This is a genomic window from Bacillus sp. GS3m_15504 (genome assembly GCF_055825275.1).
Map to the genome: position 1 here is coordinate 895416 of NZ_JBVVNL010000001.1, position 20470 is coordinate 915885.

At 36.3% G+C, this 20470-nt stretch carries 20 protein-coding genes and 1 other annotated feature; all 20 genes read left to right on the top strand.

The features are described 5' to 3' along the window. Positions 1–4 precede the first annotated feature (4 nt). The 20 genes from AC0L0O_RS05000 to divIVA all read left to right on the top strand — a co-directional run bounded on the left by AC0L0O_RS05000 (position 5) and on the right by divIVA (position 20180). Positions 5–1921, top strand: a complete 1917-nt coding sequence (locus tag AC0L0O_RS05000; protein ID WP_001266229.1) for a stage V sporulation protein D — start codon at positions 5–7, stop codon at positions 1919–1921. Positions 1922–2129: 208 nt separating this feature from the next. After that, positions 2130–3605, top strand: a complete 1476-nt coding sequence (gene murE, locus AC0L0O_RS05005; RefSeq protein ID WP_000766307.1) for a UDP-N-acetylmuramoyl-L-alanyl-D-glutamate--2,6-diaminopimelate ligase — start codon at positions 2130–2132, stop codon at positions 3603–3605. A gap of 22 nt (positions 3606–3627) precedes the next feature. After that, a complete protein-coding gene (gene mraY, locus AC0L0O_RS05010) occupies positions 3628–4602 on the top strand; it encodes a phospho-N-acetylmuramoyl-pentapeptide-transferase (protein ID WP_000893058.1) in 975 nt (324 codons plus the stop codon). Beyond that, the gene (gene murD, locus AC0L0O_RS05015; protein WP_000860119.1) at positions 4603–5955 is read left to right on the top strand and encodes a UDP-N-acetylmuramoyl-L-alanine--D-glutamate ligase; all 1353 of its coding nucleotides are present in this window, start codon (positions 4603–4605) and stop codon (positions 5953–5955) included. Between the two features lie 90 nt (positions 5956–6045). Next, positions 6046–7137 (top strand): stage V sporulation protein E, encoded by a 1092-nt coding sequence (spoVE, locus tag AC0L0O_RS05020; protein ID WP_000753509.1) that lies wholly within the window; start codon positions 6046–6048, stop codon positions 7135–7137. Between the two features lie 105 nt (positions 7138–7242). After that, entirely contained in the window at positions 7243–8337 is a 1095-nt protein-coding gene (gene murG, locus AC0L0O_RS05025) for an undecaprenyldiphospho-muramoylpentapeptide beta-N-acetylglucosaminyltransferase (protein WP_001265416.1), read from the top strand. A 61-nt stretch (positions 8338–8398) separates the two neighbouring features. After that, a complete protein-coding gene (murB, locus tag AC0L0O_RS05030) occupies positions 8399–9304 on the top strand; it encodes a UDP-N-acetylmuramate dehydrogenase (protein ID WP_000437058.1) in 906 nt (301 codons plus the stop codon). A 98-nt stretch (positions 9305–9402) separates the two neighbouring features. Beyond that, positions 9403–10173 (top strand): cell division protein DivIB, encoded by a 771-nt coding sequence (divIB, locus tag AC0L0O_RS05035; protein ID WP_000798225.1) that lies wholly within the window; start codon positions 9403–9405, stop codon positions 10171–10173. 400 nt (positions 10174–10573) lie between these two features. Further along, positions 10574–11881, top strand: coding sequence for a cell division protein FtsA (ftsA, locus tag AC0L0O_RS05040; protein ID WP_001087551.1), 1308 nt, complete (start codon positions 10574–10576; stop codon positions 11879–11881). Positions 11882–11920: 39 nt separating this feature from the next. After that, positions 11921–13075 (top strand): cell division protein FtsZ, encoded by a 1155-nt coding sequence (gene ftsZ / locus AC0L0O_RS05045; protein ID WP_000888987.1) that lies wholly within the window; start codon positions 11921–11923, stop codon positions 13073–13075. 312 nt (positions 13076–13387) lie between these two features. Further along, positions 13388–14305, top strand: a complete 918-nt coding sequence (spoIIGA, locus tag AC0L0O_RS05050) for a sigma-E processing peptidase SpoIIGA (protein WP_000261983.1) — start codon at positions 13388–13390, stop codon at positions 14303–14305. Between the two features lie 19 nt (positions 14306–14324). After that, positions 14325–15044, top strand: coding sequence for an RNA polymerase sporulation sigma factor SigE (gene sigE / locus AC0L0O_RS05055; protein ID WP_000976948.1), 720 nt, complete (start codon positions 14325–14327; stop codon positions 15042–15044). 157 nt (positions 15045–15201) lie between these two features. Then, positions 15202–15981: an RNA polymerase sporulation sigma factor SigG gene (gene sigG / locus AC0L0O_RS05060; RefSeq protein WP_000197753.1), complete on the top strand. Its 780-nt coding sequence runs from the start codon at positions 15202–15204 to the stop codon at positions 15979–15981. 168 nt (positions 15982–16149) lie between these two features. Further along, the gene (locus AC0L0O_RS05065) at positions 16150–16434 is read left to right on the top strand and encodes a YlmC/YmxH family sporulation protein (RefSeq protein WP_002054579.1); all 285 of its coding nucleotides are present in this window, start codon (positions 16150–16152) and stop codon (positions 16432–16434) included. Positions 16435–16551: 117 nt separating this feature from the next. Further along, the gene (gene pgeF / locus AC0L0O_RS05070; protein ID WP_001209022.1) at positions 16552–17370 is read left to right on the top strand and encodes a peptidoglycan editing factor PgeF; all 819 of its coding nucleotides are present in this window, start codon (positions 16552–16554) and stop codon (positions 17368–17370) included. Next, entirely contained in the window at positions 17367–18041 is a 675-nt protein-coding gene (locus AC0L0O_RS05075) for a YggS family pyridoxal phosphate-dependent enzyme (RefSeq protein WP_000218170.1), read from the top strand. Before pgeF ends, AC0L0O_RS05075 begins: the two co-directional genes overlap by 4 nt. 19 nt (positions 18042–18060) lie before the next feature. Beyond that, positions 18061–18531 (top strand): cell division protein SepF, encoded by a 471-nt coding sequence (locus AC0L0O_RS05080; protein ID WP_000119136.1) that lies wholly within the window; start codon positions 18061–18063, stop codon positions 18529–18531. Between the two features lie 6 nt (positions 18532–18537). Continuing rightward, on the top strand, positions 18538–18801 hold the full coding sequence (locus tag AC0L0O_RS05085; protein ID WP_000450918.1) for a YggT family protein: 264 nt from the start codon (positions 18538–18540) through the stop codon (positions 18799–18801). 15 nt (positions 18802–18816) lie between these two features. Beyond that, on the top strand, positions 18817–19584 hold the full coding sequence (locus AC0L0O_RS05090; RefSeq protein ID WP_000029723.1) for a YlmH family RNA-binding protein: 768 nt from the start codon (positions 18817–18819) through the stop codon (positions 19582–19584). A gap of 89 nt (positions 19585–19673) precedes the next feature. Continuing rightward, a complete protein-coding gene (gene divIVA / locus AC0L0O_RS05095; protein WP_001131611.1) occupies positions 19674–20180 on the top strand; it encodes a septum site-determining protein DivIVA in 507 nt (168 codons plus the stop codon). A 51-nt stretch (positions 20181–20231) separates the two neighbouring features. Then, positions 20232–20456, top strand: a binding site (T-box leader). Positions 20457–20470 lie beyond the last annotated feature (14 nt).

Consider the following 20470-nt stretch of genomic DNA (forward strand, 5'->3'; position numbering starts at 1 on the left):
CAATATGCGTGTATCAAATGTAACGGTTAGAAAACGACTTATTTTTATACTTATATCAGGGATACTTATTTTCACTATCATCGATATTCGTCTTGGATATGTGCAATTTTTTCTTGGAAATATGTTAACGGATCGTGCGAAAGATTCATGGAGTCGTAATATTACTTTTGAACCTGAGCGTGGGAAGATTTTAGACCGAAATGGTGTGGAACTTGCTACGAATAAAAGTGCTCCAACTGTCTTTGTTGTACCGAGGCAAATTGAAAAACCAGCAGAGACTGCAGAGAAGTTAGCTGCAGTATTAGGTGTGGAAAAAGATGAGATTTATAAGAGAATTACAAAAAAAGAATCAATTGTAAGGTTAGATAAAGGCGGAAGGAAAATATCACATGATAAAGCGAAAGAGGTAAGAGGATTAAGTTTGAAAGGTGTTTATATCGCAGAGGACTCTATCCGATACTATCCATTTGGCAACTTTTTATCACACGTATTAGGGTTTGCAGGTAGTGATAACCAAGGTCTTATGGGGCTAGAAAAATATTATGATAAAGAACTAAATGGTGATGAAGGTCATGTGCGTTTTTTTGCAGATGCAAAAGGACAAAGGATGCCTAATGTTGGTGATGATTTCAAAAAACCAGAAGCTGGTTTGAATTTAGGCTTAACAATTGATGCACGTATTAATAGAATTATGGAAAGAGAAATGAATATTGCAGAATCGACATACAATCCAGATGGTATGATTGCGATTGCGATGAATCCGAAAAATGGTGAAATTTTAGGTATGTCGAGTCGGCCGAGCTTTGATCCAGCAGATTTTCAAAGTGTTTCTCCAGAAGTGTACAATAGAAATTTACCAGTATGGAGTACGTATGAGCCGGGTTCAACATTTAAAATCATTACGTTAGCCGCAGCTTTGAATGAAAATTTAGTAGACTTAGAGAAAGATACGTTTTATGATGATGGAGCAGCTGAAGTTGGTGGAGCTAGATTGAAATGCTGGAAAGCAGGAGGCCACGGTAGCCAGACGTTTTTAGAAGTAGTTCAAAACTCTTGTAACCCAGGATTTATTGAACTGGGTGATCGTCTTGGTAAAGAACGGTTGTTTAAATACATTCGTAATTTCGGCTTTGGACAGAAAACTGGAATTGACCTGCAAGGTGAAGGTAGTGGGATTTTATTTAATTTAGATAAAGTCGGTCCAGTCGAGCAAGCGACAACTTCATTCGGTCAAGGTGTTTCTGTTACGCCAATCCAACAAGTGGCGGCGGTAGCAGCGGCTGTAAATGGTGGGACATTGTATCAACCGTATATAGCTAAAGAATTTATAGATCCGAAAAATAATCAAGTTGTAAGTAAAAAGACACCTGTGGACAAAAGAAAAGTTATTTCCAAGGAAACTTCAGAAAAAGTTCGGTATGCATTAGAGAATGTTGTAGCAAAGGGATCTGGTAAAGGTGCTTTCATTGATGGGTATCGTGTAGGTGGAAAAACAGGTACGGCCCAAAAAGTGAAAGATGGTAAATATTTAGAGAATAATTATATCGTATCTTTTATCGGTTTTGCTCCAGCAGATGATCCAGAAATTGTTGTTTATGTAGCTGTTGATAATCCGAAAGGTGTAACGCAATTTGGTGGAGTAGTAGCAGCTCCAATTGTTGGAAATATTCTTCGGGATGCACTTCCTGTTATGGGAGTGAAACCGAGAAAAGAACAGGTTGAGAGAGAATATAAATGGGGCGATATACCAACTGTGGAAGTTCCAAATTTAATTGGTATGAAAAAGAAAGATTTACAGACGCAACTCGTCGATTTGAAGCTTGATATAAGTGGAGACGGAGAGAAAGTCATTAAACAGTCCCCAGAAGCAGGAGCTAAAGTGAAAGAAGGCTCAAAAATTAGAATTTACTTCGGGAATTAAAGGTAACCTAGTACGTTTTATGGTACAATTGGTGGAAGTGAGTTCTTTATAGAAGAGTTACTTAATTTGAGGCCGTAAGAGTCTCAGTTATAAATAAGTCTATTCATTAGACACAGTAGCGCTTACCTCCTATTTTATATAATTAGGAGGTAGCGTGTTGCTTATTAATAAAAGAGATAAATACACAATGTAGAGAGGGTTTAGTGAAATGAAGTTGCATACACTTGTATCATGTTTGCATGATTTTCCAGTTGTTCCAAAAGAAAATCCAGAAATCACATCTATAGAAGCTGATTCACGTAAAGTGAAAGAGGGAAGCTTATTTGTATGTATGAAAGGGTATACGGTTGATAGCCATGATTTTGCTAAGCAAGCAGCGGCACAAGGAGCGGCTGCTATTGTTGCGGAAAGACCAATTGATGTTGACGTTCCAGTTGTACTTGTGAAAAACACTTTTCGTTCGTTAGCGGTTTTAGCTGATTATTTTTATGGTCAACCAACACACAAGTTACATTTAATCGGTATTACAGGTACAAATGGAAAGACAACAACATCGCATATTATGGATGAGATTATGCGCGCACATGGTCATAAAACGGGGCTAATTGGAACGATTAATATGAAAATCGGTGATGAAACATTTGAGGTGAAAAATACAACGCCAGATGCACTAACACTTCAACAGACGTTTGCAAAAATGGTTGAACACGGTGTGGATAGCACAGTAATGGAAGTTTCATCACATGCTTTAGATCTTGGTCGTGTACACGGATGTGATTACGATGTAGCGGTGTTTACAAATTTAACACAAGATCATTTAGACTACCATAAAACGATGGAAGAATATAAACATGCAAAAGGGTTGCTATTTGCACAACTTGGCAATAGTTATAATCATAATCGTGAAAAATACGCGGTACTGAATAACGATGATGCTGTAACAGTGGAATATATGAGAAGTACTGCAGCAACTGTTGTAACGTATGGAATTGATACAACAAGTGATGTTATGGCCAAAGATATCGTTATGACAAGTGGTGGAACTACATTTACGCTTGTAACACCGTATGAAAGTGTAAATGTTACGATGAAATTAATTGGGAAATTTAATGTATATAACGTACTAGCTGCAACAGCGGCAGGACTTGTTTCTGGTGTAAGTTTGGAAACAATCATTGATGTAATAAAGGAACTAGCTGGAGTTCCTGGACGTTTCGAAGTAGTTGATGGTGGCCAAAATTATACAGTTATTGTTGATTATGCACATACACCAGATAGCTTAGAAAATGTATTGAAAACAGCAAAGCAGTTTGCAAAAGGTGACGTATATTGCATCGTCGGTTGTGGTGGTGATAGAGATCGAACGAAGAGACCAATCATGGCAAGTGTTGCCACACAATATGCAACTCACGCAATTTACACTTCAGATAATCCAAGAAGTGAAGATCCAGCGGCTATTTTAGATGATATGGTACATGGTGCAAATGGAAATAATTATGAAGTGATTATTGATAGAAAAGAAGCAATACACCATGCGATCACTAAAGCGAAAGCAGATGATATCATTATTATTGCTGGTAAGGGTCATGAAACATATCAAATTATTGGTAAAGATGTTCATCATTTTGACGATCGTGAAGTCGCTAAAGAAGCAATTACAGAGCGTTTAAACAACGAAGAGTAACAACGTGAGAGGAGGACTACATGTGCTTGAGCAAGGTTTATTAGTAACGGCTGGGGTAGCATTCTTAATTTCTGTTGCCCTTTCGCCATTGTTTATTCCATTTTTAAGAAAATTAAAGTTCGGACAGAGTATTCGTGATGAGGGACCAAAGTCACATCAAAAAAAATCAGGAACACCGACAATGGGTGGTATTGTCATATATGTATCTATGATGGTAACTTCACTTATTATGGCGATTAAGTTTAATCATTTAGGTGCAGAAGTTTCGTTATTACTATTAGTAACATTTGGTTACGGATTGATTGGGTTTTTAGATGACTACATAAAGGTAGTTAAGAAGAGAAATCTTGGTTTGACATCAAAACAAAAATTAGTAGGTCAGCTTGTTATTGCAATTGCGTTCTTTTTAATTGGAAAAGGGCAAGCGTTCCACACATACATTATGATTCCAGGAACGGATGTTAAGTTTGAATTAGGTTGGGCGTATTTTGTACTTGTACTATTTATGCTTATTGGTGGATCAAATGCAGTTAACTTAACTGACGGTTTAGATGGTTTATTATCAGGAACAGCTGCTATTGCATTTGGAGCTTTTAGTATTATTGCTGTTGCACAAGAGCAATTTGGCGTAGCGATATTCTGTATGGCGGTTGTAGGAGCTGTACTTGGATTTTTAGTATTCAATGCGAATCCAGCGAAAGTGTTTATGGGAGATACAGGTTCTTTAGCTTTAGGTGGAGCTATTGCAGCCGTAGCAATTTTATTAAAACAAGAATTGCTACTTGTAATCATAGGCGGAGTATTCGTAATGGAAACTTTATCGGTTATTATTCAGGTCATTTCATTTAAAACAACAGGAAAACGTGTCTTTAAAATGAGCCCATTACACCATCATTATGAATTATGTGGTTGGTCAGAGTGGCGTGTTGTTGTAACGTTTTGGTCTGTAGGATTTTTATTAGCTGTGTTAGGAATTTATATCGGGGTGTGGATGTAATTGAAAACTGTAACTGAATTTCAAAATAAAAATATTCTTGTATTAGGCATTGCAAAAAGTGGTTATGCAGCAGCTACGCTGTTACAAAAGTTAGGGGCAAATGTTATTGTAAATGACGGAAAGCCGTTAGCAGAAAATGTACTCGCTGCAGAATTACAAGCAAAAGGAATGGACGTTGTATGCGGTGGTCATCCTTTAGAATTATTAGAGAGAAATATTTCTCTTGTAGTAAAAAATCCAGGAATCCCGTATTCTAATCCAATATTAGTTGCTGCGAAAGAAAAGCAAATTCCAATTGTTACAGAAGTTGAATTAGCATATCGTATTTCAGAAGCACCATTTGTTGGGATTACGGGATCTAACGGTAAAACGACGACGACAATGCTTACATTTGAAATGCTAAAAGAAGGACAGAAGCATCCGGTAATTGCAGGGAACATTGGAACTGTAGCGTGTGAAGTTGCACAGGATGCAAAAGAAAATGAAGTTGTAGTTACAGAACTTTCATCGTTCCAATTGATGGGAGTAGAATTGTTCCAACCTAAAATTGCTGCGTTTTTAAATTTATTTGAGGCCCACTTAGATTATCATGGGACGAAGAAAGAATATGGTTTAGCAAAAGCAAATATTTTTAAAAACCAAACAGAAAATGATTATAGTGTAATAAATGCAGATGATGCAGATGTGATGGCTTTATCTGCTTATAGTAAAGGTCAAAAAGTACTATTCTCAACAACGAAAGAAATTGAAGATGGTGCGTGTATAAAAGATAATGCTCTTTATTTTAAAGCTGAAAAAGTTGTTGAAGTAGACGATATCGTTTTACCTGGACAACATAATTTAGAAAATATTTTAGCAGCGATGAGTATCGCAAAATTATTGGGTGTTTCTAACGAAGCGATTACGGCGGTGTTAAAACGTTTTACAGGTGTAAAACATCGTTTAGAATATGTAACAACTATAAACAACCGTAAGTTTTATAATGACTCAAAAGCAACGAATATGTTAGCGACAGAGAAAGCTTTATCTGCGTTTACACAACCGACTGTGTTATTAGCAGGTGGACTTGATCGTGGGAATGAGTTCGATGATTTAATTCCGTATTTCAAAAATGTTAAAGCGATTGTAACATTTGGACAAACCGCTCCAAAATTAGTAAGAGCCGCAGAAAAAGCGGGACTAGATACAATTGAAAGTGTCGATACTTTAGATGAAGCGGTAGTGAAAGCTTATGCTCATTCTACAGATGGCGATGTAATTCTTCTTTCTCCAGCATGTGCAAGCTGGGATCAATTTAAAACATTTGAAGAAAGAGGAGACATTTTTATACAAGCTGTGCATAAACTTATATAAAGTAAATCAAAACATCAGTAGGCTAACACCTACTGATGTTTTGTTACATAGGGCAAAAGTTTCTGCCTAAAGAGGTGGTGTTTATGGGTAATGAAGAAAACGCCTGATTTTATTCTCATCATCGTTACACTTGCGTTGTTAACAATCGGAATGATTATGGTTTATAGTGCGAGTGCGGTTTGGGCCTCTTATAAAATGGGGGACTCATTCTTTTTTGCAAAAAGGCAATTGCTATTCGCAGGTCTTGGTGTAGTGGCTATGTTTTTTATTATGAAAATTGATTATTGGGTGTGGCGTACGTATTCAAAAGTAATTTTGCTAGTTTGCTTCATTCTTCTTATTCTCGTTCTTATTCCTGGAGTAGGTCTTGTTCGAGGAGGAGCGCGAAGTTGGATTGGAATCGGGGCATTTTCCATTCAACCGTCCGAATTTATGAAGTTTGCGATGATTATTTTCTTAGCGAAATTTTTAGCGGAACGACAAAAATTAATTACCTCTTTTAAACGTGGTTTACTACCAGCTCTAGGTTTTGTATTTCTTGCTTTCGGAATGATTATGTTACAGCCAGATCTTGGTACAGGAACGGTAATGGTCGGGACATGTATCATTATGATATTTATCTCGGGAGCAAGGATCTTTCACTTTGCAATGTTTGGTTTGCTTGGTGTAGCAGGATTTGTAGGGCTAATTGCATCAGCACCGTATCGGATGAAACGTATTACATCATATTTAGATCCGTGGTCAGATCCGCTTGGAAGTGGATTTCAAATTATTCAATCGTTACTCGCAATTGGACCGGGTGGATTATTCGGGCTTGGACTTGGACAAAGTCGACAAAAGTTTCTTTATTTACCTGAACCCCAAACAGACTTTATATTTGCAATCTTATCCGAGGAATTAGGTTTTATTGGTGGTTCATTTGTGTTATTATTATTTAGTCTATTATTATGGCGTGGGATTCGTATAGCTTTAGGAGCGCCAGATTTATATGGTACGTTTTTAGCAGTAGGTATTGTGGCGATGATTGCGATTCAAGTAATGATTAATGTTGGTGTTGTAACAGGATTGATGCCTGTTACGGGTATTACTTTACCGTTTTTAAGTTATGGTGGATCAAGTTTGACATTAATGTTAATGGCAGTAGGTGTATTATTAAATATAAGTCGCCATTCTCGCTACTAAACCCTGTTTTATAAGACAGGGTTTTTCGTATGTGCGTGAAGAAACAATATGTATATAGAAATAAATACGACTGAAATAAGAAAAAGAGAAGCGGAGGAGTTAGTAGTGCGTGTATTAGTAAGTGGTGGGGGCACTGGAGGTCATATTTATCCGGCTCTTGCTTTAATAAGAGAAATAAAAAAATTAAATCCGGAAGCAAGGTTTTTATATATTGGTACGGAAAATGGATTAGAGAGTACAATCGTTCCAAAAGCAGGTATACCGTTTCAATCTATTGTTATAAGTGGATTTAAGCGTAAAATATCGTTAGATAACGTGAAAACGGTGATGCGTTTCCTAAAAGGTGTACAAGACAGTAAGCGATATATTCGTCGTTTCAATCCAGATATTGTAATTGGAACGGGTGGATATGTATGTGGACCTGTTGTATATGCTGCGGCAAAATTAGGTATTCCAACGATTGTACATGAACAAAATAGTGTACCTGGTGTAACGAATAAATTTTTAAGCCGCTATGTTGATAAAGTTGCAGTTTGTTTTGAAGCGGCTGCAGAACATTTTCCACAGTCAAAAGTGGTCATGACAGGAAATCCACGAGCGTCAGAAGTGATGGATCAAAATGGAATGAAAGGAAAACGTTCAGTAGGTTTATCCCTTCCTAAAAAATCCGTGCTTATTTTTGGTGGAAGCCGTGGGGCTAGACCAATTAACGATGCTTTCGTAGAGGCGATTGAACAGTTTGGAAATAAAAGTTACGAAATATTGTATGTAACAGGTGAAGTTCATTATGACAAAGTGATGGAAGCAGTGAAGCAAAAAGGGAATCCGAATAATGTTATTATTAAACCTTTCATTCATAATATGCCAGAAGTACTTACAGGTGTAGATCTTGTTGTTTCAAGAGCTGGGGCAACAACACTTGCAGAATTAACAGCGTTAGGTAAGCCGAGTGTGTTAATTCCGAGTCCGTATGTAACAAATAACCATCAGGAAAAAAATGCACGTTCTGTTGTCGATAAAGGAGCAGCAAAAATGTTGCTTGAAAAAGATTTAACAGCTGAAACACTTATTCGTGATATTGATGAGATTCTATTAGATGCACAAACATTACAAAATATGAAGCTTGCTGCTGGGCAATTAGGTATTCCAGATGCAGCAAATAAGCTGTATGAAGTCATGAATAAGCTTGTAAAAAAATAACGTTAGGTGAACGCCCTGCATACTACTGTAATAAGGATGCTGAGTATGGGGGAGATTGTTTATGGAGCAATTAGTAAATGAGCTTATACAAGCAAATGTTGGTCGCGTGTTAGTGGATGAACCGTTAGCACGTTATACCACTATGAAAATAGGTGGGCCAGCTGATATTTTAATTGTGCCAAAGCGTGTTGCTGGTATTGAAAAAACGTTACAGTTAGTAAAGAAATATAAAACAAAGTGGACTGTAATTGGTCGTGGTTCGAACCTTCTTGTATCTGATCTAGGTATAGAAGGTGTCGTTATTCGTTTAGGAGAAGGATTAGACCACTTAGAAGTCGAAAAACATAGAGTAAGAGTTGGTGGTGGGTATCCCCTAATTAAATTATCAACTTTACTTAGTCGTCAAGGGTTAGCCGGTCTGGAGTTCGCAAGTGGTATTCCAGGAAGTGTTGGCGGTGCAGTGTATATGAATGCAGGAGCACATAAATCGGATATATCAAACATATTATCAAAAGCTCTTATTTTGTTTGAAGACGGAACAATTGACTGGTTAACGCATGGAGAAATGGAGTTTTCCTATCGTACATCTGTATTGCAAACGAAACGTCCTGGTATTGTTTTGGAGGCTGAGTTTCAATTACAGATAGGTGAGCGTGAGAGAATTGTAAGTGTTATGCAAAAGAATAAAGATTACCGTCGTGAAACACAGCCATGGAATCATCCGTGTGCAGGAAGTGTGTTTCGGAATCCAACTCCATACTTTGCAGGAGATTTAATAGAAAAGGCAGGGCTTCGTGGTTATCAAATAGGTGGAGCTCAAATTTCTGAAATGCATGGAAATTTTATTATTAATACTGGGGGAGCCAGCGCGCAAGATGTCTTATCTTTAATTGCATTAATAAAACAAACAATTAAGGATAAATTTGGCGTAGAAATGCATACAGAAGTAGAAATCATTGGAAGATAACGGTTATTCGTTCCGCTCATTATCATTTATGTTATAATAAGAAGATAAGAACGGCATGAGGAACATGCCGTTCTTTATGTTACGTAGGGGGATCGTACATGAAAAATAGTAAAGTGATTAAACTACAGGATCGTGTACCAAAGTTAAAAAATCAACAGAAGAAAAAGAAGAAAAATGTTAATCATCGGTTGATTTTATACATATCAATTTTATTTTTATTAGTGCTCTTTTTAATTTATTTTCGATCTCCGCTTAGCAATATAAAAAAGATAAGTGTGTTTGGAAATCATTATATGACAGATGAACAAGTGATGAAGGAATCAGGTGTGACGTATGATACAAGTTATTTCCGGGTGACAGCACATAAAGCAGAAGAAAACTTAACGAAACGAAAAGAAATTAAAGCAGTAAATGTAAAGAAACGTTTTCCAAATAAAATTGACGTTCATATTGAGGAATATTTAACGATTGGTTATATAAACAAAGATGGGAAATTACAACCGTTATTAGAGAATGGGAAAACACTTGATGTACTCCCGAACGGAAAGCTTCCTGTTGCAGCGCCAATTTTTGAACCTTTTAAAGAGGAGAAGATGAAGGAGTTAATTGCTGAGCTTGAAAAATTAACGCCAACTATTTTAAGGTCTATTTCTGAAATTCGTTATTCACCGACGAATGCGAATGAAGACCATCTTACTTTATATATGAATGAAGGGTATGAAGTAAGTACAACGATTCAAAATTTCGCAAAGCGTATGGAAACCTATCCACTTATCTTAAAAACAATTGAGCCGGGTAAAAAGGTATTAATTGACTTAGAAGTAGGGGCATATACGAAAGAATTAGGAGCGGAAGAAAAAAAAGAATAGAATGATAGTTTTCAATACGTTATCGTAGAAAAAACGAAACGAATGTTCTGCTTGATGCATAGGAATTTACAAGAATGGTTCATTTGATGAAAAATATGTAAAAATTCTTAGATTCATACTAGGATTGGTACAAGTTTCACTTTTCTATGAGTACATCTTAGTGTAGACTTATACTTGGCGGTAATCTTTACACTTGAAATAGAATTATTTCAAGATAAGCAGTTATTCATAGTTTACTGCGATATTCTTAAATGAATGTTAAATAAAAATAAGAAAAATATAGGGTTAAAAAAGGGAAACGTATAAAGACGTTGAATATTTTTCTTATAAATAGTAAAGTTGCGATTGTTGTTCCATATATTGAGTTGTATGGTATAAATAAAGAAGGAGGTGCCAAAGAATGAACAGCAATGAAATATATGTTAGTCTTGACATCGGTACATCCAATGTTAAAGTCATCATTGGTGAAATGGTTAATGACAGCTTAAACATTATTGGTGTTGGAAATGTGAAATCAAATGGTTTAAAGAAGGGATCGATAGTTGATATAGACGAGACTGTTCGATCAATTAAAAAAGCAATTGAACAAGCTGAGCGTATGGTGGGAATCCACATTGAGCAAGTTGTAGTAGGTGTCAATGCAAACCAGGTACAGCTACTTCCTTGTCACGGAGTAGTCGCTGTTTCAAATGAAGATCGTGAAATCGGGAATGAAGATGTCTTACGCGTTCTAGATGCAGCACAAGTTGTGTCAATTGCTCCAGAACGTGAGTTTATTGATGTGGTACCTCGACAGTTCATTGTAGACGGTCTTGACGAGATTAACGATCCACGCGGGATGATCGGTGTAAGATTAGAAATGGAAGGTACACTTATTACAGGCTCGAGAACTTTACTACATAACCTACTTCGTTGTGTAGAAAAAGCAGGTCTTGAAATTGTTGATATTTGTCTTCAACCTTTAGCGGCTGCAACAGTTGCTATATCTTCGGATGAAAAAAATAGAGGAGTAGCCCTTGTTGATATGGGCGGAGGATCTACAACTTTATCTATTTTTAAAGATGGAGAGTTACAAGCGACGAGCGTATTACCATTAGGTGGAGACCATATAACGAAGGATATTGCAATTGGGTTGAAAACTTCAACAGAAAATGCAGATCAAATTAAGTTGAAATATGGACATGCTTTTTATGATACAGCATCTGAAGAAGAGATGTTTACGGTTCCTATTATGGGAAGCGACCAAACAGAACAATATTCTCAGTTGGAATTATCGGATATAATAGAGGCTCGTGTAGAGGAAATTTTAATGTTTGTTCAAGATGAAGTGCGTAAGTTAGGAGTAAAGCAAGTAGCTTCTGGTTATGTACTAACTGGTGGAATTGCTTCTATGCCAGGTGTCCTTGATCTTGCATATGATATTTTACATGAAAATGTTCGTATAGCAACTCCTGATTATATTGGTGTGCGTGAGCCACAATATACAAGTGGAGTAGGATTAATTAAACATTCTTATCAAAAAGCTAAATTACGTGGGAAAAATGTGCAGGAAAAGCAAGAGCATTTTGAACCAGTACCAGCACCAGCTCCAGCGCCGGTACAACAGCAACCTGCGAAACAAAAAACTCGTAATCAAAACAATAATAATCAAAATGATGACCGTATGATGTCAAAAGTAAAACGTGTATTCCGTTATTTATGGGATTAAAATTGGACACGAAAAATGAGGTTCTAGGGGGATTTCGACATGTTAGAGTTTGATACTACTCAAGATCAATTAGCGAATATAAAAGTTATCGGTGTCGGCGGTGGCGGAAACAATGCTGTAAACCGTATGATTGAACACGGTGTACAAGGTGTAGACTTTATCGCTGTGAATACTGATGCACAAGCATTAAATCTATCAAAAGCTGAAACGAAAATGCAAATTGGTGGAAAATTAACACGTGGACTTGGTGCAGGTGCAAACCCTGAAGTAGGGAAAAAAGCTGCGGAAGAAAGTAAAGAACAGATCCAAGAAGCACTTCGTGGTGCAGATATGGTCTTCGTAACTGCTGGTATGGGCGGCGGAACTGGAACTGGTGCAGCTCCAGTTGTTGCTCAAGTGGCAAAAGAACTAGGTGCATTAACAGTTGGTGTTGTAACACGTCCATTTACATTTGAAGGACGTAAGCGTGCAACACAAGCGGCATCTGGTATTGCGGCATTTAAAGAAAATGTAGATACACTTATTGTAATTCCAAACGATCGCTTATTAGAGATTGTTGATAAAAACACGCCAATGTTAGAGGCATTCCGTGAAGCGGATAATGTATTACGTCAAGGTGTTCAAGGTATTTCTGATTTAATTGCAACACCAGGTTTAATTAACTTAGACTTCGCAGACGTAAAAACAATTATGTCTAATAGAGGTTCTGCTTTAATGGGTATCGGTTCTGGTAATGGAGAAAATCGTGCTGCTGAAGCTGCGAAAAAAGCGATTTCTAGTCCATTATTAGAAACATCTATTGATGGAGCTCAAGGTGTTATCATGAACATTACGGGTGGAGCTAATTTAAGCTTATACGAAGTACAAGAAGCAGCAGATATTGTAGCTTCAGCTTCAGATCCAGAAGTAAATATGATCTTCGGTTCTGTTATTAATGAAGGATTAAAAGATGATATCGTTGTAACTGTAATTGCAACTGGTTTTGATGATAGCATTGCAACTCAACCACCAAAACCAATTATCCGTCCGAATGTGAATCACACGCAACAACAGCAACAGCCAGTAGCGCAACCACCAAAACAACGTGAAGTAAAACGTGAAATGAAGCGTGAAGAGCCGGTTGTACATGAGCGTCATTCAGATTCAGATGATATCGATATTCCAGCATTCTTACGTAATCGCCGTAGACGATAAAAGAAAAGGAGCATTCATGCTCCTTTTTTGTTTTATACAAGGAAAAGATCTGCTAAGCAGGTCTTTTTTATTTTATATATTTCAATCTATCCCGCTCTTTGCCGGACAGCCCGATTGGTACGTGGTGATTAAAGTGTCACTTTATATGTAAGTAAAAAAATATAGCATTCTATGAAACATATACTTTTATTTTTTACCGACAGATTATGTCTAGAAAGCACAAAATAACAAAAAAACACCTCCGCAAATTGACACACTTTCCTATTGGATATGCATTATACTAGTCTCAACTTAAAAAAAGAGGTGAATTGTTTGGTTGTTTACGCCGACGTTGTTTGGTTGTTAAACGCCTGCATTGATTTTCTTTTACTTTTATTAACAGCTACCGTGTTAAAAAAGAAGATCAAAAGATGGAGGCTTGTGTTAGGGGCATTTATAGGTTCAACCATTGTTATTTTTGCCTTTACTCCTTTTGCTTCTATGATGACACATCCGATTATGAAACTACTGTACTCGTTACTTATCGTGTATACAGCATTTGGGTTTACAACATTTAGAAATTATACACAAACTGTTTTTACTTTTTACTTTGTAACCTTTATGGTTGGCGGAGGATTAATGGGCACTCATTTCTTTTTGCAAACGAATGAAATGGTAAATGGGTTGGCTCAATCTCAATCAATTTCTTACGGTGACCCAATTGGTTGGTTGTTCGTTATTTTTGGTTTTCCAGTCATTTATTATTTTTCTAAAAAGCGTATTGAAAGCGTAGAGGTTACAAAAATACACTATGATCAAATTGTGAAATTGAAAATTCAATTAGCTGAAGAGGAACTAGAACTCGCAGGTTTAATTGATAGTGGGAATCAACTTTACGACCCGTTAACGAAAACACCTGTTATGATTATGCATATTTCATCATTAGAACATTGTTTGCCAGCTTGGTTAACAGAACAAATTTATTCCAAAACAGAGATTCCTCAAATACCAGAAAATGATTCTGGGTGGGCGACAAAATTACGCTTAATTCCTTTTCGAGCAGTAGGAGTAGAGAATCAATTTTTATGGGCAATTAAGCCAGAAAGTGTACAAATTTATCATGAAGGTAGTTCTATTGTCGTGAATAAAGTATTGATTGGATTAAATACACAACAGTTGTCAACCAATGGAGAGTATCAATGTATTGTGCATCCAAAAATGTTGATTTCGCAAAAAATGGTAATTGCTTAATAATGGGAGGCGGGATAATATGATGAAATTAAAATTTTATTTAGTATACCTTTGGTATAAAGTATTGTTGAAATTAGGAATTAAGACCGATGAAATTTATTACATTGGTGGAAGTGAAGCGTTACCACCGCCGTTAACGAAAGAAGAAGAGGAAGTTTTATTAAATAAATTGCCAAAAGGAGATCAGGCGGCAAGGTCGTTATTAATTGAACGCAATTTACGGCTAGTCGTATATATAGCAAGAAAGTTTGAAAATACAGGGATAAATATTGAAGATTTGATTAGCATTGGAACAATCGGGCTTATTAAAGCGGTAAATACATTTAATCCAGAAAAGAAAATAAAATTAGCAACATATGCCTCACGTTGTATCGAAAATGAAATCTTAATGCATTTACGCCGCAATAATAAAAATCGTTCAGAAGTTTCTTTTGATGAACCACTTAACATCGATTGGGACGGGAATGAACTTTTATTATCAGATGTATTAGGGACAGACGATGATATTATTACAAAAGATTTAGAAGCTACTGTTGATCGTCATCTTCTAATGAAAGCATTACATCAATTGAATGATCGTGAAAAACAAATTATGGAACTTCGGTTTGGGCTCGCTGGAGGAGAGGAAAAGACGCAAAAAGATGTGGCGGATATGCTTGGGATTTCACAGTCATACATTTCGCGTTTGGAAAAAAGAATCATAAAAAGATTACGAAAAGAATTTAATAAAATGGTGTAAAGAATAAGACCAGCCGTTATGTAGGCTGGTCTTATTCTCTTTCGTTGTATGAGGAGAGACAACGAAAATGAAGAATGAAGAGAAAACCGCATGCATAAAATCCCCTTCAAAGGAAATACTTTACACTGTACAGCAACTCCCGATAGGAGGGAACACTTTGACGAGAAACAAAGTAGAAATTTGCGGTGTTGATACAGCTAAACTTCCCGTACTAAAAAATGATGAAATGCGTAAATTATTTCGTGAAATGCAAAGTGGAGAGATAAGCGCAAGAGAGAAATTAGTGAATGGAAACTTACGTCTTGTACTGAGCGTCATCCAAAGATTTAATAACAGAGGAGAATATGTTGACGATTTATTTCAAGTTGGTTGTATCGGACTTATGAAATCCATTGATAATTTTGATTTAGGCCAAAATGTAAAATTTTCAACGTATGCTGTGCCGATGATTATTGGGGAAATACGCAGATATTTGCGTGATAACAATCCGATTCGCGTATCTCGCTCATTACGAGATATTGCGTATAAAGCGTTACAAGTAAGAGAAAAGTTGATTGCAGAAAATTCAAAAGAACCAACAGCAATGGATATTGCAAAAGTGCTTGAAGTGACTCATGAAGAAATCGTTTTTGCTTTAGATGCAATTCAAGATCCAGTTTCATTATTTGAACCGATTTATAACGATGGGGGAGATCCTATCTTTGTTATGGATCAGTTAAGTGATGAAAAACAAAAGGACGAGCAGTGGGTTGAAGAGCTAGCACTAAAAGAAGGAATGAAGCGTTTAAATGATCGTGAGAAAATGATTATTCGCAAACGTTTCTTCCAAGGGAAAACACAAATGGAAGTTGCAGAAGAAATTGGGATTTCTCAAGCACAAGTGTCACGTTTAGAGAAATCAGCTATTAAACAAATGAATAAGACAATTCAAGGATAAGGTTTCACCATTTATGGTGAAACCTTTTTATATGTCATATAGTTTGTTTACGCTCATAGTAGAGTAGCTGTGTTCATATAATGAAAACAATATGGGATTGGCAAGAGGGTGCTTCCTGTTAATTTAAGAAATAGTATTTTTTAAAATTCGTCATATATAAGGGAGAGGATGAAAGTGATACGAATTTCGGAGTTACAGATGAAAGATATAATAAATGTTTCAGATGGAAAAAGGCTTGGAAATATTGGAGATATCGAAATCGATATGAACACAGGGAAAATTGAGTCTATTATTATTTCTAAACAGACACGTACGTTAGGAATTTTTGGAAAAGACATAGAAATTGTAATTCCTTGGAAGGGAATTGTGAAAATTGGGGAAGATGTCATACTTGTTAGAGTAAATCCTGTTAATTCTGTAACAGAATCAATACAAACACCGACAATTTCATAAAGAATATTACAAATTCCTCTTTTTTTTCTGTTAGGATTATGAAAAAATAAAAGTATGGTAAAATAGACAGGAAGTACCATGCTTTTTTATGTTATTTTAATTAAAAGGAGCAGCCTTATGAGAGAACCATTTAAATATGTGGACGGTATACTGTATTTACAAGCGTGGAAAGAACTTGGAAACATTACTGCTGGATTTACGACGAAAGATGGTGGGGTAAGTACGGGCTCCTTTCATGCGATGAATTTAGGATTACATGTGAATGATATTGCCGAGAACGTTCATGAAAATAGACGCATTTTAGCAAATAAGTTACAAAAACCATTAGAAAATTGGATTTGCTCTGAACAAGTTCATGATCATCATGTTGAAAAAGTAGGACAACAGGAAAAAGGAAGTGGCGTTTATTCATATGAAGACGGCATTTCAAAAACAGATGGCATTTATACGACTAATAATGATGTTCTTTTAACATCTTGTTACGCGGATTGTGTTCCACTCTATTTTTATGCGCCATCACATGATATGATAGGACTTGCGCATGCTGGATGGAAAGGGACTGTAAAAGAGATTGCAAAGGAAATGATTCAAAAATGGAATGCAGAAGGGATTTCAAGTGATGAAATTCATGTTGCAATTGGACCAGCAATTGGATCTTGTTGTTACGTTGTTGATGATCGAGTGTTAACAGCAGCAGAGCAAGTAGTAAACGGTTCTGTTCCTTATAAAAAAGTTTCTGACGGACAGTACGCAATTGATTTAAAAGAAATTAATCGTATATTATGTGTACAAGCAGGCATAAAAGAAGAGAATATTGTAATGTCATCTCTTTGTACAAGCTGTGAAGAACAACTGTTTTTCTCTCATCGTCGTGATCAAGGTAAGACAGGGAGAATGTTGAGTTTCATAGGTTTTAAGGAGGATGAAAGCAAGTGACAGTACAAACAAATTTAACAACTGTAAACGAAGCAATTAAACAATCTTGCGCGCGAGCGGGACGTTCTTTGCAAGATATTAAACTCGTTGCGGTTACAAAAACGGTAGGAATTGAAAAAACAAACGAAGTAATTGAAGCTGGAATTATCGATTTAGGTGAAAATAGAAATGAAGGTTTCTTACAGAAGTACGAACATTTCGGTTCAAAAGTGAATTGGCATTTTATTGGATCATTACAAACGAGAAAAGTAAAAGAAATTATTAATGAAATCGATTATTTACATTCATTAGATCGTCTTTCACTTGCAAAAGAAATTCAAAAACGTGCGAATAAGAAGGTGAAATGTTTTATTCAAGTGAAAACATCATCTGAAGAATCCAAGCAAGGATTGGCAATAGAAGAAACAGTTTCTTTTATTCAAAGTTTGCAAGAATTGGATAAGATTGAAGTGGTAGGATTAATGACAATGGCTCCGTTTACAGAAGAAGAGGAAGAAATTAGACGCTGTTTTAAGGAGTTACGTATGCTACAAAAAGAGGTGCAGGGGCTAGAATTATTACATGCACCATGCAAAGAACTATCAATGGGAATGTCTAATGATTACACGATTGCAATTGAAGAAGGTGCTACATATATTCGTTTGGGGACGATTTTAGTAGGAAAAGCGTAAAAGGAAGGAGAATCTTATTATGAGTTGGTCAAAAGTAAAATACTTCTTTTTTGATACACCTGAAGAAAAAGAAGCAGCTCAATATAGTTATGAAAAGGAGCAAACAGACATGAAGAAGCAGCAAGATCCGCCAGAACAACAAGATGTTACGTTTCCAAAAGCGCAACCGAAACAAAATGTTGTGAGCATTGAAACAGCAAAGCAATCTTCAAAAGTTGTTTTATTAGAACCACGCACATATTCAGAAGCGCAAGGAATTGCGGACCATTTAAAAGGTAGACGAGCTGTTGTGATTAATTTACAACGAATGTCTACTGATCAAGCTGTACGTATCGTTGACTTTTTAAGTGGTACTGTATACGCTATAGGCGGGGACATTCAAAAAATAGGACCGAAAACATTTATGTGTACGCCTGAAAATGTAGATATTGTTGGTGCAATTTCAGAGTTATTCGGTGAAGAAGAAGACACAAATATAAAGAGGTGGTAATACGCCATGGAAACAGTTTTAAGGCTTTTAGTTACTGCTATCGAGATATACTCGTGGGCACTTATTATTTACATTCTCCTATCATGGTTCCCAGGTGCAAAGGAATCAACTTTCGGAGATTTTCTTGCGCGTATTTGTGAACCGTATTTAGAACCATTTCGCAGATTTATCCCGCCGCTTGGTATGATTGACATCTCACCACTCGTTGCGATTTTTGCGTTGAAACTTGCTACAAGTGGTTTAGTAACTTTATTTGGCTATTTCTTATAGTAAGAGGTTAGATGAATGAGCATCTACGAGCATTTTAGACCTGATGAAGTAGTCTTTGTGGATAAAGTATTAGAGTGGAAACAGGCGGCTGAGTACCATCAAGTGAAGTTAACAGACTTTCTTGATCCAAGACAACAACAAATTGTCACTATGGTAATAGGACAAGGGGATATTGCTGTACAGTTTGATGGTGCAACGTCTCGTGCAGAGCGTAAAAGAGCACTCATTTATCCGGATTATCTAGTAGTAAATGAAGAGGAATTTCAAGTAGAAGTATTGGAAATTGACTATCCTTCCAAGTTTTATACGCTAGAGCATAGGCAAATATTAGGTACATTTATGTCTCTCGGTTTAACGAGAGAAAAATGTGGTGATATTTTGCTTCAAGAAGATCGTGCCCAAATTGTAGTCGCAAAAGAAGTTGTATCTTATATTGAGATGAACTTACAATCTATAGGGAAAGTGAAAGTCTCCTTATCACCAGTGCAAGGAGAAAAAATTCTACAGATACAAGAAACGTGGGGCGAGAAATCTGGAACGGTTTCTTCACTTCGTTTAGATGTTATGTTAGCTGAAATGTTACATATATCTAGACAAAAAGTACAACCTCTCATAAAAAATGGTTTAGTAAAAGTCAATTGGAAAACAGTGGAGCAAACCTCTTATGAATGTTATCCAGGAGATGTTTTTTCAGTGAGAGGGTATGGACGAAGTAAATTGTTTTCTGTAGAAGGTAGAACAAAGCGCGACAAATGGAGAATTTTGTATGGTATACTAAAATGATTGGTTTTTTAGAAGGAAATCCTCCTATTTTGTCGAAGAAAAGATATAATTGAAAGAGGAAATTTAGATAACTACTTGGAGGTGGCGTTGTGCCGTTAACACCATTAGATATTCATAACAAAGAATTTGGTCGCGGATTCCGTGGCTATGATGAGGATCAAGTAAATGAGTTTCTTGATCAAATTATCAAAGATTATGAATTAGTCATTCGTGAGAAAAAAGCTTTAGAAGAAAAAGTTGCGCAATTAGAAGGGAAATTAGATCATTTCTCTAATATTGAAGATACGTTAAACAAATCTATCGTTGTTGCACAAGAAGCAGCGGAAGAAGTAAAACGTAATGCGCAAAAAGAAGCAAAATTAATCGTACGTGAAGCTGAAAAGAATGCAGACCGTATTATTAATGAAGCGTTAGTAAAATCAAGAAAAGTTGCTTTCGATATTGAAGAGCTAAAGAAACAAGCGAAAGTATTCCGCACTCGTTTCCGTATGTTATTAGAAACACAGCTTGAAATGTTAAACAACGATGATTGGGATAAACTAATTGAGTTAGAAGACGAAGTAGATGAGCTGTTGAAAAAAGAAGAAACAGTGTAAGCTTGACGTTTTTCTCATTATTACATATAATTTTAAACAACATATTTATTAAGAAAAACGAAGATAGGGATAAGTACCTTTTTTATACCTTATATAGCGAACTGAGGATGGTGTAAGCTCAGGATAAGGAGATAATGGGAATATCACCCTGGAGTTCCGCGCTGAACAAATAGAGTAAGCGTAGGCGTATATTCGCGTTAAGAATATAAAGAGGATTGTATACATACGTATAGGATCTACTAGGGTGGTACCGCGGGAGACTTTCTCGTCCCTTTTTGGGATGAGAAAGT